Genomic DNA, 1,511 nt, shown 5'->3' on the forward strand with positions numbered 1-1,511 from the left:
GACAGGCCCTGGCTCAGGAAGCCTTCTCGGGCTTCGCGATAGAAGGCGGGCGGGTCGGCAGCGGCACGCTCGGCGCCGGAACGGGCGGGGTCGCACGATGTGCGGGCTGACCCGCCCGGCCGCGACCCGCACCACCGCCGCGGCCACCGCCGTGCGCCGCACACGCCCCGTGCGCGCCGCACACCCCGTGCGCGCCGCACACCCGGTACGTCCGACGCATCCGCGATGCCCCGGCCGTGCCCGGCGTACCCTGCCGCGGCACCGCTTTCGAGGACCTGACGCCACTCCGGCCGCGCCCTAGCCACAACGGGCGCGACACGCCGGGGCCTACGAAGGGACACACCCGTGTCTGCCCTGCCCCGCATATCCGCCCTGCGCACCTCCCGCCGCCGCAGACTCGTCGCCGCGGCCGCCGCCCTGCCGATCCTCTTCGGCGCACTGGCCGCCTGCGGCTACGGCTCCAGCAAGTCGGACGACAACTCCGCCTCCACCGCGCCGGCCGCCGCCGGCGGCAGCACGAACACCAAGAAGCTCTCCACCGACAAGGTGAGGATCGGCTACTTCCCGAACCTCACCCACGCCACCGCACTGGTCGGCCTGAAAGAGGGCTTCTTCCAGCAGGAGTTGGGCAGCACCAAGATCAAGCAGTCCACCTTCAACGCGGGTCCCGCGGAGATCGAGGCGCTCAACGCCGGCTCGATCGACATCGGTTGGATCGGGCCCTCGCCATCCATCAACGGCTATACCCAGTCCAAGGGCTCCGACCTGAAGATCATCTCGGGATCGGCCTCGGGCGGCGTCAAGCTGGTGGTCGACCCGAAGAAGATCAAGACCATCGCGGATCTCAAGGGCAAGAAGATCGCCACCCCGCAACTCGGCAACACCCAGGACGTGGCGCTGCTGAACTTCATCAGGTCCAAGGGCTGGAAGGTCGACGCGCAGAGCGGCAAGGGCGACGTGTCGGTGGTCCGCACCGACAACTCGCTCGCCCCGCAGGCGTACGCCAGCGGCTCCATCGACGGCGCGTGGGTGCCGGAGCCCACCGCGTCGAAGCTGGTGGACGAGGGCGCGAAGGTGCTGCTCGACGAGAGCTCGCTGTGGCCGGACAAGCAGTTCGTGATCACCAACGTGATCGTGTCGCAGAAGTTCCTCAAGGCGCACCCCGACGTCGTCGAGGCGGTGCTGCGCGGCTCGGTGAGGACCAACGCCTGGATCAACGCCAACCCCGACCGGGCGAAGGCCGACGCGAACACCCAGATCAAGGCGCTGACCCAGAAGGCGCTGCCGGCCAGCCAGCTCGACCCGGCGTGGAAGTCCATCCAGCTGCTCGACGACCCGCTGGCGGACACCGCCAAGGCCGAGGCCGAACACGCGGTGTCGGCGGGCCTGCTCAAGGCGCCGGAGCTGGACGGGATCTACGACCTCACGCTGCTCAACAAGGTGCTCAAGGAGCAGGGCAGGCCGACGGTGAGCGCCGCCGGGCTCGGCGCGCAGTAGCCCTCGCTCCGCGC

General features: G+C 70.2%; 1 protein-coding gene. It reads left to right on the forward strand.

Annotation, left to right across the window (positions count from 1 at the left end):
- The first annotated feature begins 363 nt into the window (after positions 1–363).
- Positions 364–1,497, forward strand: a complete 1,134-nt coding sequence (locus AC13HU_RS37015; protein ID WP_483046387.1) for an aliphatic sulfonate ABC transporter substrate-binding protein — start codon at positions 364–366, stop codon at positions 1,495–1,497.
- Positions 1,498–1,511 lie beyond the last annotated feature (14 nt).

Source organism: Streptomyces sp. NH27 (assembly GCF_056859195.1).